Annotated in this window: 11 protein-coding genes and 1 pseudogene; 5 read left to right on the top strand and 7 right to left on the bottom strand. The window is 40.4% G+C overall.

Features of this window, described 5'->3' with window-relative positions; all coding sequences use genetic code 11:
- Positions 1–4: 4 nt before the first annotated feature.
- The 3 genes from D1814_RS07110 to D1814_RS07100 all read right to left on the bottom strand — a co-directional run bounded on the left by D1814_RS07110 (position 5) and on the right by D1814_RS07100 (position 4,998).
- Entirely contained in the window at positions 5–1,249 is a 1,245-nt protein-coding gene (locus D1814_RS07110; RefSeq protein ID WP_118490877.1) for a sugar MFS transporter, read from the bottom strand.
- A gap of 116 nt (positions 1,250–1,365) precedes the next feature.
- Positions 1,366–4,092 carry a TonB-dependent receptor gene (locus D1814_RS07105; RefSeq protein ID WP_118490875.1) on the bottom strand — a complete coding sequence of 909 codons (2,727 nt, stop codon included), beginning with the start codon at positions 4,090–4,092 and terminating at the stop codon, positions 1,366–1,368.
- Between the two features lie 657 nt (positions 4,093–4,749).
- On the bottom strand, positions 4,750–4,998 hold the full coding sequence (locus tag D1814_RS07100; RefSeq protein WP_071950446.1) for a DUF2960 family protein: 249 nt from the start codon (positions 4,996–4,998) through the stop codon (positions 4,750–4,752).
- Positions 4,999–5,088: 90 nt separating this feature from the next.
- On the opposite strand from D1814_RS07100, the pseudogene D1814_RS07095 reads away from it, so the two are divergent.
- Positions 5,089–5,274, top strand: a pseudogene (locus tag D1814_RS07095) (hypothetical protein); the annotation flags it as partial.
- Between the two features lie 39 nt (positions 5,275–5,313).
- Here D1814_RS07095 and D1814_RS07090 read toward each other — a convergent pair.
- A complete protein-coding gene (locus D1814_RS07090; RefSeq protein WP_118490873.1) occupies positions 5,314–5,820 on the bottom strand; it encodes a toll/interleukin-1 receptor domain-containing protein in 507 nt (168 codons plus the stop codon).
- A 510-nt stretch (positions 5,821–6,330) separates the two neighbouring features.
- Complete coding sequence (gene dndA / locus D1814_RS07085; protein ID WP_118490871.1) at positions 6,331–7,455, bottom strand: cysteine desulfurase DndA; 1,125 nt, start codon at positions 7,453–7,455, stop codon at positions 6,331–6,333.
- Positions 7,456–7,580: 125 nt separating this feature from the next.
- On the opposite strand from dndA, the gene dndB reads away from it, so the two are divergent.
- Genes dndB through dndE form a run of 4 tightly spaced genes read left to right on the top strand, consistent with a single transcriptional unit; the run spans position 7,581 to position 12,676 of the window.
- Complete coding sequence (gene dndB / locus D1814_RS07080; RefSeq protein ID WP_118490868.1) at positions 7,581–8,672, top strand: DNA sulfur modification protein DndB; 1,092 nt, start codon at positions 7,581–7,583, stop codon at positions 8,670–8,672.
- Positions 8,669–10,366 (top strand): DNA phosphorothioation system sulfurtransferase DndC, encoded by a 1,698-nt coding sequence (dndC, locus tag D1814_RS07075; RefSeq protein ID WP_118490866.1) that lies wholly within the window; start codon positions 8,669–8,671, stop codon positions 10,364–10,366. The genes dndB and dndC overlap by 4 nt, the downstream gene beginning before the upstream one ends.
- The gene (gene dndD, locus D1814_RS07070) at positions 10,366–12,336 is read left to right on the top strand and encodes a DNA sulfur modification protein DndD (RefSeq protein ID WP_118490864.1); all 1,971 of its coding nucleotides are present in this window, start codon (positions 10,366–10,368) and stop codon (positions 12,334–12,336) included. Before dndC ends, dndD begins: the two co-directional genes overlap by 1 nt.
- Entirely contained in the window at positions 12,329–12,676 is a 348-nt protein-coding gene (gene dndE, locus D1814_RS07065; protein ID WP_118490862.1) for a DNA sulfur modification protein DndE, read from the top strand. Before dndD ends, dndE begins: the two co-directional genes overlap by 8 nt.
- Before the next feature lie 68 nt (positions 12,677–12,744).
- Here the strand turns inward: dndE and D1814_RS07060 are convergent, their stop codons facing one another.
- Positions 12,745–13,689 (bottom strand): hypothetical protein, encoded by a 945-nt coding sequence (locus D1814_RS07060; RefSeq protein WP_118490860.1) that lies wholly within the window; start codon positions 13,687–13,689, stop codon positions 12,745–12,747.
- Positions 13,686–15,377, bottom strand: coding sequence for a hypothetical protein (locus tag D1814_RS07055; protein WP_205422071.1), 1,692 nt, complete (start codon positions 15,375–15,377; stop codon positions 13,686–13,688). The genes D1814_RS07060 and D1814_RS07055 overlap by 4 nt, the downstream gene beginning before the upstream one ends.
- Positions 15,378–15,396 lie beyond the last annotated feature (19 nt).

Here is a 15,396-nt window from a genome sequence, read left to right as displayed (position 1 = left end):
CACGTTAAGCTGTTACTCGGCTTCCTACCAAGCCGTAGTAAGCAATATATAGATAGCAAAAAAGAGGTAAAATAAAGGCTAATTGCACGCCTAGGATGTCTGCTAGTACACCCTGGATAAGAGGGACAATGGCACCGCCCACAATGGCTAAACACAATATGCCAGAGCCTTGAGGAGTCAGTTTTCCTAAGTTGTTTAAGGCCAAACTGAAGATAGTGGGAAACATCACTGAGTTGCACAAGCCAATCAGCAATACGGACCACATGGCAACGCTGCCAGAAGCTAGCACGGTAAACAGTAATAGCACACAGGCTGTAGCGGCGTTGAATGCCAGTACCTTTCCGCCAGAAACTTTTTGTAACGCCGCGGCGCCAATGAAGCGTCCGATCATGGCTCCACCCCAATAATAGGTTAAGTATTTTGCCGCCTCTGCTTCTTCTAGCGCCGCAATATTCTTCTCGCCTAAAAAGTTGACTATAAAGCTACCAATCGCAACTTCAGCACCGACATACACAAAAATACCCAGCGCACCTAATACTAAATGGCGCTGTTGCCATGCACTAGCGCCTATGGCTTCACTTTCAGTCACTGTAGCGCTGGGGATGTGAGGTAGTTTGATAAGCGCAAAGATTGCCGCTAACAATAATAACAATGCCACCAGCACTAAATAGGGCCCTTGCACCGACTCAGCAGATGGGCTAACTGAAACTGTGCTTACTGCTTCGTTAAGAATAAATAACGCCCCCAAATAGGGCGCAATTGTTGTACCCAAAGAATTAAATGCTTGAGTTAATGTTAAACGCGAAGACGCAGTCTTAGTTGGCCCTAGGAAGGTCACATAAGGGTTTGCTGAGACTTGTAAAATAGTGATTCCCGAGGCAAGTACGAACAACGCAGAAAGGAATAAAGGGTAACTATGGCTAGAGGCGGCTGGGTAAAATAGTAAACAGCCTAATGCAGCTATCACCAAACCCACCACAATCCCTTTTTGATAGCCGATGCGTTTCAGTAATTTACCTGCGGGTAATGAAACAATGAAATAGGCCCCAAAAAAACAGAATTGAACCAACATTGCTTGGGTGTAACTTAAGCTAAATGCTGCTTTTAAATGGGGGATCAGTATATCGTTTAAACAGGTGATAAAACCCCACATAAAAAACAATGAGGTGAGCACCGTTAGTGGGAACACGTACCCACTAGGGTTTTGCGTATGGTGCTGGCTATTGATAACAAAACTAGGAGTTGTCATCGCGCTTCCTTGGTAATATAAAATCAAGATAAATACGTTGATCAAGGCCTCGCGAATCTGAAGAGATATCACGAGGCCTTGCTTGTGCGGTCAACAAGACCAATTGGTATTGTCAGTTAAAAGTTGTATCCAACTCGAATGTTCCAGTTACGTCTTGCTTTACCAGCAACAGGTGTACTACCAGAATAGCCTTGCCACCAGTTCACATCTTCATCGGTAAGGTTATAAATTCCCCCTTCTATATACCAAGTACTATCAGCTGTCTCGTACTTCAAGTTCGCATTAATCATCGCCCATGCTTCTCGTTTATCAGAGTAGATATCTAAATCAATTCCTTCGTTTAATGCTTCCGCAGGAATATCCCATTTATCGGTATTGTCGATTGAGGTATAAGAGTCGTCTTCCCAATGAATATTAACGAATGGGATGATTCGCCCACCGTTACTCAACTCAAAGGTATGACTGATATTCAATGTAAACGAGACTTCGGGGGAGTAGGCTAACTGATTGCCTTTTAGGTTCCTAAACCAAGGCTGAGACGTATCTAGGGTTCCTGGTATCTCTACGTCGTCTGGATTAGCAAAAACTTGTGATGGTTCTGAGCCCCAAGCTTTCCAATAGTCAGATGTAATTTCGGTATCAAGAAAAGTTAAATAACCGCCAATGAAACCACCTTTCCAAGGTACTAAATCCATCTCTAACTCTAAGCCAGAGATTTTTGAGTTAGATGCATTGCGGGTTAAAAATGTCCCAAAATCTTGGGTCATTTCAATCATCTCACCGGTACGCGGGTCTTCCTGCATTTCAGTAATAGTGTCGTAAATTGTCCAAGTAGAGAACTGTTGGTTTTTATAATCACTGAAAAAGTAATTTGCGCGCAGATTCATCTTGCCGTCTAACAGTGTTGTTTTGGCACCAATCTCATAAGTCACCACTTCTTCACCATCGTAACTGGTATCAAAGCGTGTACCATCTGATTGCTTGATTAAAATGTCGCCAATACCGCCGCCTTTAAAGCCATTGGCAATATAGCTATAAAACAGGGTATCTGCAGTGGCTTGATAATCTAAGCCCACACGCCAAGTGGTTTTTGACCAGCTTTGTTTTACGTCATTTTCGCTGTCTACTTCAGCCCCTTCAACAGGCGAGTCGTAGTAATCAACAGGTAGTGCATTTAAATTCGCACGCACCGCGCTGGTATTCTCAATTTGCTCATCTAAAGGAATTGACCAATCAATATAATCCCAGACCTCTCCCCAAGCCACATCGGTATAACATTCGTTTGAGAAACACCCTAGGTTTCGGCCACCTTTATCTTCTTTCTGGTCTTCCGTATATCTAGCACCTAGGGTTAGAAACAACTTATCCGTAAACGCGTAAGTACCCTGCGCAAAAAATGCCTCAGACTCTACCGTGCGCGATGGTTGAAGCCACCATGAGACCCCTCCCATTGCCCCATGATATTGGCCGTTCATTGAGTTATCTTCTTTAAGATTGAAATAGCCCACAATCCATTGTAAATCGCTTTCACCCGTAGACTTAAACTGTAACTCATGGGACCAAGAGTCATAATCCGTATCAATCCATTTGAGTATTTGATCATAGAAATACATACCCTGATCTAAATCAACCTGTCCTGAACGCTCCTGGCTTTGAAAACCTGCTAAATAGGAAAACTGAATATCGTCGGTTATGTCATAGTGAATGCTCGAACGATAGCTATCTAGGGTCAAATCTACTTTACCCGGAACATTTACATATACGGTATGATTATCCTCCGTTCCCCACAAATCGGTACACGAGCCACCATTCACATCAGAAGGTCTATCTTTTATCTTCTCACAATCACGGGAAGCAGCTGTGCCAGCACCTTGATCAACATAACGCTCGAAAGTCAACTGCCAAGAAAAATCTATACTTGGGGAATATAGCCCAGAAATCCTGAAAGCATATTGGTCTGAGTTATTATAAAAATCAGCGGGATCGGCTTTTATGGGTTCATATAAGGTGTCATTAAAATAGGTGCGGTTGTCAGTATCGCGATCCGCTGGAGTGATGCCTTCACTGATGGGCGTAAGTTGTGATGTATCAAGACCTAGGTAACGCTGATCCCATTGGTTAGGGTCGTAATAACCGTTTAAATTAGAGTCTCTTGTTTCTTTAAAGAATGAGCCTCTTAACGCAAATGAATCTGAAATAGGAACATTTAATACTCCTTTGATGACTTGTTGATTCCATCGTCCCGCTTCTAATTCAATTTTGCCTTCTACCTCATTTAAATTCGGTTTTGCGGAGATGATATTCAAACTCCCTACCGTAGAGTTACGTCCAAATAACGTACCTTGAGGACCACGTAGTGCTTCAACTCGCTCTACATCGAAAATTAACGAAAGGGCACCTTGGGGGCGCGGTGAATAAATCCCATCATAATGCACACCAACGGCAGGATCTCCCCACTCAGTAGTATTGGTTGAGCGTACGCCTCGCATGGTAATGATTGGAGCTGAAGACTCTCTATCCGTCATGATGCTCATATTAGGCACCACGTTATTCAAATCTTTTACATTAGTAATGCCTATCTTGTTCAATTGCTCTTCGGTGAAGGCAGAAATTGCAACTGGCGTGTTCATTAGGTCTGTATCACGTTTGGTAGCAGATACAGTAATTCTCTCTAAAACTTCAATATCTGGGGCATCGTCGGTGTTTTCTTCCTTTTCAACAACGGGGACGTCGTTATCGATTTCTTGAGAAAAACTTGGCAAAGAATAAGTTAAATTGGCAGCGGCCATAGCGACAAAAATGGGACTAAGTTTTACACGGAAATTGAGCTGGTTTAGTTTCATATGTTTAGCCTTTTACTTTCATTTATGAGCAATATGTCAGCCATTTGAAAGTAACTTATTAAATTATTATTTTTAGGAAACAATCTTCGTCATACACGTTTTATAGCAGCACTTAGCGTATGCTATGCAGGCAGTACAATGACAATTTGTTATTTCCAGTTCTTGTATATGTTGATGTTTTAGAGTGGGTGCTTTACTCGAATAAGCAGCACTTTGTAAGTTTTATGGCAACTGCTAACTCGCCTCATAACATCGACAGGCTGGAATCTATGAAATTCATGTTTGCTAAGCGTCCTTTTTAACAAGCGCACATTCAAACAAGATGTTTTTGAGTTCTGATAAGGGTTCGTAAACTCGAACAACCCATAATTGACGGGCCTTGTAGCCCATTGAGCGAGTTAAAAATAAATCTCAAAAAAGTTAATTTATTACGATTAAAAGTTAATCAGTTGTTTATTGTTGGTGCCAAAGATAGATGGAATTTAGGCGTTTGTGGCGTTATTAGGAATGTACAACGCCTGAAATCTTCATAAGAGTTAATTGTGTAAAGTGGTTATCGGTGGCTACATCATCTTACGGCTAAGCGCGGTTTTTCCACCGACTTTAAGGTAGAAGCATCGCGTTGTTTTGATAGTCTTTGTTGCAAGGGCGCAACCATCATTCTTGACCGTTTTTTAAGAAGTACAAATCAGAAAACCCCATTTTTACAAATTCGGTATCTCTGAAGTTTCTTACGGTTTTTTTGTCTTTACTGATAGCGGCAAGTTGCTGTTCAGTTTGCAGGAATTGGGAAAGGTCTATTCCCTCAGCATCGGCCACGGCTTCATGCATATTTTGATGGCGGCTGTAAGAAAAATTAATCTCTTTTGCCACACCTTTAAACTTATAACGTACTTTATGGGCCATGTTCCACTCACATTGGTCGATGTAATTCAAAAGCTGTTTAACCGCTATTATAAACTGAATTGGCGCCAATAATTACCGAATTAAAAAAAGCGGGTGGCAAAACCGCAGCGTGAGGTGTTTAAAGTATTCGATGAAGAAGTTAGTAGCTTTGAAGAAGGGCTGGCCTTTGCCTGCGCTACGTACAAAATAAACAAAAGCCGACGAAGCCAGCTTTATTTCGACAATGATGAAGGCTTTGATAGGGTAATTGATGGCGTTCACGGGTTAGTATTGTAAATTTGAAGCTCTCAATGCCTATCCTTTCCTTCGGCTACGCTAAAGGAGCGATTCTATACGCTCTGCTATAGCATCATAAATAAGCTCACTCTCATGCTCAGATGCAGCTATCAGTGGTTCTTCTGGAGTGTTGATGGCCTGAAACTTAGCTATCGTTTCTTCTCTGATAAAACGGCATGGTTTCAGAATTACTGGAATTATCGTAGCGCCATCGGAACTGGCTTTTTCTAAAAGAGGAGGAAGTTCATTATCTACAATAAAATCAGACGCCAGAAAATCTGCACTCACTAGCAAAACTGCAACTTGAGTTTTATTAAGGGCGCTTTCAATCTGCTTTTTCCATAATTCGCCAGCAGATATACGTGTGTCACTCCACGGTTCTATTAGCCCCTTCTTTTCCAAAGGTTTTAAATGGGTGGAAAGTCGATCAAAATAAGTCTTATCTCGATGCGAGTAACTAATAAATACTTGCTTTCTTTTTGAAGTGGTTTTGACTTTTTCTTTCGTTGGTATTTCGGCATCAACGATACCTAACGTACTTTTCAACAGATCTATACGATCCTCGTTAATACCAATTGGGCTTCCTCTTTCGAGTAGTGAGATTACGGGTTGAGATACGCCAACTTCTTTAGCAAGGCTTGCTTGATTTATATTTTTTCTTTTCGTTTATTATGAATAATTTTGCCAAAAGATTCCCAATCTATTTCGCTCATAACATATTCCCTTATCTTTATGTAAAACTTTTGTTTTTATAACACGGGCATTCTAAACAATCCAATATTGTTGATTAAATTATGGACTCGATTATTTTCTTGTCTATATTCTTGCTGCCCAAGCCTAAATGTGATTTCTTACATATCCGTGTTGCTGACTCTTTAGTTTCGGTTAACGTAGAATGCGAATAAATTTCGAAAGTAAATACATAGCGGTACAGGGAGTCATAATGCTTAAGTCCCTTAAATATTCAATTCTTGTTTGCAAATAACGGCAAAGTCTTAACCGTTGAAGCGTGAGTGATATGCTGCTTAATTTCCACTTTGGCAATCAAGCAGTAATCTAAATTAGGTTTTTAAAACGCTCTTCAATTAAGTCTATTGGAATGGCATCAGTCATATGCGACCAAGACACTCTAATAGACCCTGCGATTTCGTCCTCAGTAAGCCCCATAGCAGTTAAAACATGTGATGGTTGGTAGCTTGAAGATGTGCAAGCAGAACCATTCGAAACTGCTATCACATCTTTCAGCATAACCATCGCTGCTTCTGAATTCACGCCGGGTATATAAAAATTAGTAACGAAAGGGGAAGTATTTTCGCCGATAACCTTTCCTCCAAGCCTACTAATCAAAGCCAAGAATTTTTCTTTTATTTTTGTGCTGTGGTTCTGCCAATCAACCTTATTCTTTTGAGCCAACTCACAGGCAAAACCAAAGCCTGCTATTAGCTGGACAGGAAGTGTACCTGGTCTAAGCCCTTTCTCTTGACCACCACCAAAATAGAGCGGCTTAAGCGGCGCTTTCAAGAAACCACGCTTTCGAGTTACTAATGCTCCCACTCCCTTGGGCGCGTAAAGTTTGTGCCCACTAGCACTGATAAAATCAATTCTTTTGTTATCCAGTTCGTCACTGAACTTACCAAAGCTTTGAGCGGCATCTACGTGTAAATAGGCACTGTGCTCATTGAGTAAATTACAAATGGCTCCAATTGGCTGAATACTTCCGGTTTCGTTATTAACATGCATAACAGAAACTAGAAGGGTATCTTCTCTCAGTGCTTTACCGATACTTTCTACATCAATTACTCCAGACTGATCGGGTTTGATGTAAGTTACTTCGAACTCATGGCTCACAAGGTTTTCAATAGGTTCAAGTACCGCTTTGTGTTCAATGGCGGTAGTGATGATGTGCTTCTTGTTATTCTTTTCGGCGTACCCTTTTAAGCCCAGAATCGCAATATTGTTACTTTCTGTGGCGCCGCTTGTAAAAATGACCTCTGACTTATCAGCGTTAACTACATCGGCTACCTGCTTCCTTGCTTTTTCAACAGCCTGTTTTGCGGTGGCACCGAATGAATGAGTTCTGCTTCCGGCATTTCCGTATTCCTCTACCATTAGTTTGTAAACTAAATCTGCTACTTCTGGCAGTACGGGGGTAGTTGCGTTGAAATCTAAATATGTAGTCATCACTTTCTATTAATACTTACCAAGGTACAGGCGACATCTTGAAATTTGTGTTGTACTATACCACCATTTTGTTCGTAAGAACATTTTTCGAATTGTACGAACGGTAATTAACTTTAAGTCAAAATATGTCACAGATAGCATCAGGGATGTCCTTTCCGGCAATCAAAGGACAGCAGGCAAATGACGAATATTTTATCGTAATGTGCCCCTTAAAAAGACTGAAAAAGATATTCAGTTTTGATGAAGGGCAACTGCCTGTAGATAAACGAGCGCAGCGGATCATCAATGAAGAGCGCATTCCTGATATTGCTAATTATATATTGGCCAACAGAGATGATTACGTATTCTCAGCGCTTACGGCATGTATTGACGGTGAGTCGGAGTTTTTAGCTATTGGCGAAGCCAAGCACGAGCAAAAAATTGGCACACTTGTTATTGATGAAGATGCCGAATTGTATATCACAGACGGTCAGCATCGGAACGCAGCTATTCAAGAAGCTCTAACACAAGACCCAACACTAGGTGATGAAACGATTTCTATTGTTTTCTTCGCAAGCAAGTCTTTAGAGGAACGTCAGAAAATCTTTAAAGATTTAAATCTCTATCCAGTTAAGACGGATTCATCATTAAGCATCACTTACGGTGATAGTCCTGACGCAAAGCTATCAAAAACGATAATTTTCGAAAGCGAGCAGTTACGAAAGCTTGTTCATATGGAGAAAAGCAACCTTGGGCCTCGCTCTAAAAAGCTGGTAAGTCACAGTGCAGTAAACACCGCTACAAAGGCGCTTTTGGGCAATATTACCGAGGCTAACTATCAAGAGTTAACGCCCATTGCTTCAGAATACTGGCATGAGGTTTTAGTAAACATGCCGAGTTGGATTCTCGTCTGTAATGATGAGGCCTCTGGCGGTGAAATCAGGGAAGAATCAATCAATGCGTACTCCGTGACTTTCCATGCGTTAGGGCTACTTGGCTGTTGGTTACTCAAGCATGACAAAAAGTGGAAACGAACACTAAAACGACTGAAAAAAGTCGATTGGTCTAGAAGTAACTCTGACTGGGCGGGGAGGTGTGTTGTAAACGGAAGCATGTACAACAACACAAAAGCAGCCAAGTTAACGTGTATCAAAATCAAACAATTGATGAGTATAGAGCTGTCTGAAAGCGAACTATTAGCGGAACAGGCGTTGCAAAAAGAGGTTACTCAACAATGAGCCAAGTAAGTATTCAATCAGCTTTTAATGAAGTTGGTTTAAAAAATTCTGTTTCTCAGTCAATCGAACACGTAAAAAAACTCTACCTTAGTGACAGTATCCCTTGGGTTATCGGTTATAGCGGCGGTAAAGACTCTACAGCTACACTACAATTGGTATGGTATGCCCTTCAAGAATTAGTGAAGGAAGGAAAGGCCGATAAGAAAGTACATGTAATCAGTACCGACACTTTAGTTGAAAATCCAGTTGTGTCTTCATGGGTAAATAAATCACTAGAAAAAATGAAAGCGGCAGCTGAAGAACAGAATTTGCCGATCGTTCCTCATAAGCTAGTTCCCGAAGTTAAAAACCGTTTCTGGTACAACCTAATAGGTAAGGGCTACCCCGCACCGCGAGCTAAATTTCGCTGGTGTACTGACCGTCTTAAAATATCGCCTTCTAATAGCTTTATTCAGAACCTTGCCGACAAGAATGGCGAGGCTATTTTGGTGTTAGGAACTCGCAAGGCAGAAAGTTCTGCCAGGGCGGCCAGCATGGATAGGTTTGAAAGCTCAGAAACGAATACTCGGAAAGCATTAGGTTTAACAGAGAACGGTTCGTTGGATAGAGTGTGGGTTTATACCCCGATAGGTCACTGGACCAATGATGATGTATGGATTTATTTAAACAGCATAAAAAATCCGTGGGATTTCCCAAATCATGACTTAATGGGTATGTATCAAGGCGCAACAGAAGGCGGAGAGTGTCCTTTAGTAGTTGATAAATCAACGCAAAGTTGTGGCGACAGTCGATTTGGCTGCTACGTTTGTACCATGGTGTCTGAAGACAAATCGATGAATGCCATGATCGCCAATGACGACGAGAAAGAGTGGATGATGCCGCTCGTAATGCTAAGAAACGAAATTGAAGTTAATGATGCTAGTCATGACAAGAAATTAGAAAAGCTAAGACGAGATAAAGGCAACCGCGATTTTAGGCGCATGAACGGAACTCTAACCGTACATGTAACTAAACACGGCGCAGACCTAGTGCCAGGACCATATGTTCAGTCGTTCAGAGAGCATATGCTTAGAAAAGTACTAGAGGCACAAGTAGCTGTTCAGCAAATGGCTCCTGCAGAAGTAAATGATCTAGAGCTAATTTCGATTGAAGAATTAGAGGGTATAAGAGAAGTATGGCTTAACGATAAGCATGAAGCGGAAGACTCATTACCCCTGATTTACGAACAAGTTATTGGAAAAGCATATCCGGGTAAACGCAGGGCGCATCACCCGATAATAAACAAGAGCGTGTTAGACAAGCTAAAAGCACATTGTGCAGAGCAGGGCGATGAAGATGGCTTGCTCTATCAGCAAATGCGAGCTGTGCTAAACGTTTCTAACAAATACAGAAATCAGCTGCGTCGTGCCAAGTTGAAAGATGAACTTAACGATGTACTAGATAAAGGTGCGTTTGATAACTTATTCGAGGCGAAAAAATTTGCGTTAGAACGAGAAAGGCACCGAAGACAGATAGAGCTAGAACATATCCAAATTAAGATAACTAATTCCCAAGCAGAAAGCGCGCATAGTGATGCTGTAAAAGAGCTGCAACAACAACAAGAGTCACTTGAAGAGAGTATCGCGATTATAACGAAGTCATTGAAAGAAGATGGTTATAGCTCTTTATTAATTGAGAGTGTGGAAAACGTCTAATGCAACTTAAATCATTAACCATAGAAAACTTTGGAATCTACAAAGGTACCCACACTGTCGATTTAACGGTAACAGAAGAAAAGCCTATTGTTTTATTCGGCGGCTTAAATGGCGGTGGAAAAACAACCTTCTTAGATGCTCTACAGTTGGTTTTATATGGAAAACACGCTAAATGCTCTAATCGTGGAACCCAAGCATTTGGCTCTTTTCTAGCAAGTACCAAAAATAGATTTTCTGACCAATCTGAAAATGTTTCATTAACGCTTGAGTTTACGCATAAAGCTGAAACTGATGAATACACCTATATCGTTAAACGCGCTTGGTCGGTTGCCAGCAGCCCCGAGAACACAAAAGATAAACTAAAAGTTTTTTGTAACGGCGAGGTAGATGAATTCGTAAGTTCAAACTGGGATGATTTCGTAAATGAGTTTATACCGCAGTCACTATCCGACTTATTCTTCTTCGACGGTGAGAAAATTGAAAACTTAGCGAACCCTGAAAGAAGCTCTGAGCTTATCCAAACCGGACTAGAGAATTTATTAGGCTTAGATTTACTCACTCAACTACGTTCAGATTTAACCGTTATCGAGAACGAACGTAAAAAAAGCAATATTGATGAAAACCTAATAAAAAGAGTTTCAGACTGTGAAGATGAAATAGGCGAGCACGATATTTTGTTACGCGCTTTAAGAAATGAAGCTGCAAGTTTAGAAGAAGAAATAAGTGGTCTTAATGTAGCAATCAAAAAAGCACGACAGACCGCTCGTATGTCAGGGGCTCACTTGATTGAAGAACGCGATTCAATCAAATTTGAACTTGGCGCGATAGATCGCCAATTAAAAGATAATTTACAGCAAAGGGTAAAGATTGATGCTGGCGCATGTCCGCTTGGACTTATACCAAAGCTGTTAGAGGAAACTAAACAACAGATAGCGATAGAAGCGAAAGCAAAACAAGCTAAAGAACTCGACGCTTCAATTTCTGACTATGAAGGACAGATATTGAATACTTTAACGCAAGGTAAGGTCGACACGAGTACTCTAAACGCTATTAATCAACTTGTTGAAGATAATCGAAACGAGCGCAGAGGTTTTGCTGCTAGCGACTGTTACATCGATTTACCACTAAGTATTTTTACCGGGCTTGATGAGCGTATTGCGAGCGAGCAAGCTGAGCGCAAAAAGCTTATAAAGGTTCGTGAAGAGCTAAAAGAGAAAGAAGCTTTATATATCAAGCAAGAAGAAGCAATACCAGACTATAACGATGTAAAGGCTATTCTAAGTGAACTTGCAGCACTCGAAGCAGAATTTGAGAGTAAGACTACGCTACTAGAACATAACAAAGCGCTGTTAGCACAAGCAATCGCAAAACGTGACGTGTTAAATACAAGATATACAAGTCTTTTAACTCAGCAGAATAAAGATACGTTTGAACAAAAACGTACGCTTCAAGTATGTGAGCATGTGAATAAGCTAAAAGCGACTATGCATAATTTCGCGAAATCTATGATCAAAGAAAACATAGCGCTAATTGAACAAAAAATAGCTGAGAAGTTTATCGGGCTAACTCGTAAAGATAGTTTGATTAACGCTGTTTCTGTGGATACAGAAACCTTTAGCCTAACGTTGCTTAGCCATGAGGGAGAAGAGCTAGCACCAAATCGCCTTTCTGCAGGTGAAAGACAGCTGCTTGCAATTGCTATTCTGTCAGCGTTGGCTGAAGCTTCAGGCAAAGAACTTCCAACGGTTATCGATACACCATTAGGTCGCTTAGATGGCAAACATCGAACTAAACTTATTAAAAATTACTTCCCAAAAGCGGCTAGCCAAGTACTACTTCTATCTACCGACGAAGAAATCACCGGTAAGTATTACGACGACTTGAAGCCGTTCGTAAATCGTGAATATCAAATTGCTTTCGACGAAGAGTTTAAATCGTCCACTATTTCAGAGGGCTATTTTAATGGCTAATACTATCGATACAATCAGGCTATCTGAGAAGCAAAAACAACAGCTTATCCGCCTCAAATCAAAAACAGGTATCGAAAACTGGAATGTGCTTTGCCGATGGGCATTGTGTATGTCGCTTGCAGAAGAGACTGTTCCACCTGTTGAAGATATCCCATCTGACAGTAATGTTGAGATGAGTTGGAAGGTATTCGCTGGGGAGTATGCGGATGTTTATCTTGCTGTTCTTCGGCAAGCTTACGAGAAGCAAAAAGAACTCTCAACGATAACTTTAGTTGACTTTGTCAAGCTACATTTAAGTAGAGGTATAAGTTACTTCCTTTCTAACAGTAACTTTTCGTGATGTCGCTTTTTTAACAGCAAAATCACTTTGTTTTCTACCTTTCTACCAAGTATAGAGAAATCGGAAAGCTATAATAAAAAACGTTCTTTCACTGAATCTCGTCGAATATATCTGTTTTCTCTATTATCATGGTCTTTACAAATAACCTTCATGCTCACAGGTGTGATTGCTTTGGAACTTCCCAGTTGTGAACATACAGTTAACTCCGAGTTCGTAATGTTGTTATTACACCCAGCTACTTCACATTTTCTTTTTAACCCTAAGGTTCTTATCACCCAATAATAAAAACTAGTAGGGAAAAGTTTACTAGCCCCGCTTACTTTTGTGCCCGTGCTGTATCCAGTAATGTGGTTGCTTTTTACTCTGTTAGCCCAACCACAAATTAAACGGTAGTTATTCAAATCATCTGGGCCTCCGTAAGAAAAAGGAAATAGATGGTCGACTTCGATACATAGATCTCTTTCATTTGTTCCTATTGGTCTGTATCTATCTACAAATGTGGGAAGTTGTATTGGCTGTTTATCTACTTTCTTAGCTGTAAAATTAAAAACAGCCTCTTGGGAAAATTTTAATCCTGTAAGCCAGCACCTCGGTTCTTGACCATAGATTGTCAATAAATCTTCTTTTATTGTTGTTGTTATGTTTTTTCGGTTTCTATCATCTTGCTTTAAAAAGTTGATACGTTGCTCAACACTGATACTTATTAGTTCAGAAATTTTTTGTTTGTCATCTTCGTCCTTCTGATTGCCTATCAAAAGTTCTATACTGTCTCTAACGTCAGTGTAAATTTCAAAAAAGTTTGTTTTTTCGTTAAAAAATCTCTTATCTACAAACTGGTCAACGATCCATTTAAACCACTCTCTTGAAATGTCCCCTTGAAGTAGGTCGACTCGAGGTCCAATTAAGTAATCAGGATTTTTAAAAGCCGATAGTTGTTTCTGGACAGAAATATCCCAGTTATTATTTGGTTGTAAAATACTTCCTGCTAGCTGGCTTTCTATATGTAATGTCATGATTTTTTAGCATTTCTGTAGCTTTTTGCTTGAGGAAGCTGATCTGGACTCTCTCTGTACTCCGCCCAGTTTTCGGCCCATCTAGCTCGAATACCAGGACTGTCTTTTTTGATCCCGGCCAATTCCCAGTCTTGGTCAAAGTAAGCTCTATTTACATCTTCAAGCCAGTCATTTACCAATGTATTAATGTCATCAACCGAGTTAATAACTTGTTTTGTTGTAACTAAAAATTTGAAAAAGTCTGAAGCTAAAATTGTTAAGGATATCTTGTTAAAAATATTAGATTTCCTCGTATTACCCCAGTAGTTATGGCGACTTGGATTTTCGTCTTGTGAGAGCTCTTGCTTTACTTTATTCCAGAACGCAATAAATACCTGTTGCCATGGTCCATCGAGAGCGCTCCATTCTTGATAAGCATCCATGAATTCGTCGGACCTGACTATTTCACTCTTGGTAAGAAACTTTTCCTTCCAACGCTTTGCGTAATCATTTTTAGCATGAAACAATTTCCCTCCTTTTAGCTCCCTAAATATACTGATTAGTGAACCCATTACATTCCATTGAAGTAAATCTTTCTGCTCGCTTTGCGTGCCCCTTTCAACAAGTCCATAGAAGGGGCTTGCGGCGTTCCTAACAGCCCACGTTATAGCTCTAGCATCATCAAGCGCAATCCCGGAAGCAAGTAATCGCTCGTTTACCGATTCCATTTCCTCGGAGGTTAGTGTCGTAGAGATGATAGTGCCTAATAGTGACCTACCTATTGGGGTTGCTTTTTGATTGATAACAACAAATTGAAAAACTTGCTCTTTTGGTTCGTCTTCCATCAATAGTGAAATAGGCAACTCTCTAGAATACTTATTTTTCAAACCAGAAAAAACTTCTTCTGGGGAAACTCCTTTCTTTATAAGGTCCAAACCTTCTTGTCTTTGATTATTTGCAATTTCTTCAGCCGCGAGCACTGCACCTTTCAAACGATGTTGTCCATCAACTAACGTTATAGGTAAAAGAAATGAAATTAACGAAACACGGTCGAAGCCAAGAAATTTATCTTTGTCAATTTCTTCATTATTTAACTCTTTAAGTAATTCATGCCTGATGGCTATATCTTCTAAAAAGTCATTTAGGTGGCTTTCTTCGTAAATAGCTGCTTCTATACCACCTTCACTATCTCCCTCAGTATCATCTTCTATGTCTTCGGAGTTTGCTTCATTATCTTCTGAAAATAGACCAACTCTTGATTTTAGTTCAAGATATTTGGGTGATGAAGTATCTACAGCTACTGCACCGATTCGCGACTCCAGCGACTCTCTCAGCAGGCCAAACAATGCAAGCCAGGATGCAGTGTAAAAGTCTGGGAACTCTATTATTAATTTCCCCACCATCTTTGAATGCTGGCTTTCTAAAAATTCAACCTTGCACCCCTTAAGCTTTCTGAGACTGCATATTAAATTGTTTTGAACTACATTTTCTTTATTTTGGTAAAAGCTGCTGAGTTGGCGTAATCGATTTTGATTTTCTGTCCTCTGAAAACCGGTCGTCTCAGCAGAGCCAGGGTTTAATGTTTTTTTCTGTGGAATTCCAGCCCATTGCTCAATATCAGTTGCTTTAGCCCCAAACAAAATTAACGGCTTACTATTTTCTGTTTGGATAACGCGTACAGCGTCGTATTCATATTTTTTTGTTTCCACTTTGATCATATCCCTTTTA

It is taken from the genome of Alteromonas sp. BL110, assembly GCF_003443615.1.
Lineage (GTDB): Bacteria > Pseudomonadota > Gammaproteobacteria > Enterobacterales > Alteromonadaceae > Alteromonas.
This window is presented reverse-complemented; position numbering and strand designations above follow the sequence as displayed.